General features: G+C 68.2%; 1 protein-coding gene. It reads left to right on the top strand.

Annotated features, from left to right (window positions below):
- Window positions 1–36: 36 nt before the first annotated feature.
- Window positions 37–710, top strand: a 674-nt coding sequence (locus E6R60_RS36475; protein ID WP_240802827.1) for a KR domain-containing protein, incomplete at its 3' end; no start/stop codon positions are given.

Genomic DNA, 710 nt, shown 5'->3' with positions numbered 1-710 from the left:
GGTGGTGTGCGGGATGCGGTGTGTGAGGTGTTGGGGGTGGTGCAGGAGTGGTTGGGCGATGAGCGGTTCGCTGGTGCGCGGTTGGTGGTGCGGACGTCGGGTGCGGTGGCGTTGCCGGGTGAGGGTTTGGTGGATGTGGCTGGTGCGGCGGTGTGGGGGTTGGTGCGGTCGGCGCAGTCGGAGAATCCGGGGCGTGTGGTGTTGGTGGATGGGGATGCGGATGACGTGATGGGTGTGGTTGCGCGGGTGGTGGCGTTGGGTGAGTCGCAGGTGGTGGTGCGTGGGGGGCGTGCGTGTGTGGGTCGGCTGGTGCGTGCGGTTGTGCCGGCGGTTGGGGCGGGGGGTGTGGAGTTCGGTTCGGTGGGGACGGTGTTGTTGACGGGTGGTACGGGGACGTTGGGTCGGGTGTTCGCGCGTCATCTGGTGGTGGAGCGTGGGGTGCGTCGGTTGGTGTTGACGAGTCGGCGTGGTGGTGGGGCCGAGGGTGTGGGGGAGTTGGTCGAGGAGTTGGCGGGTTGGGGTGCGGAGGTGGTGGTCGAGTCGTGTGATGTGGCTGACCGGGGTTCTTTGGAGCGGGTGTTGGGTGCGATTCCGGTGGATCGGCCGTTGGTGGGTGTGGTGCATCTGGCGGGTGTGCTGGATGACGGGGTGATCGGTTCGTTGACGGCGGAGCGGGTGGGGGCGGTGTTGCGTCCGAAGGTGGACGCGGC

The sequence above is a fragment of the Streptomyces sp. A0642 genome, assembly GCF_004795105.1.
Taxonomy (GTDB): Bacteria; Actinomycetota; Actinomycetes; order Streptomycetales; family Streptomycetaceae; genus Streptomyces.
Note: the sequence above shows the minus strand (reverse complement) of the source record. Positions and strands in the feature narration are given on the sequence as shown.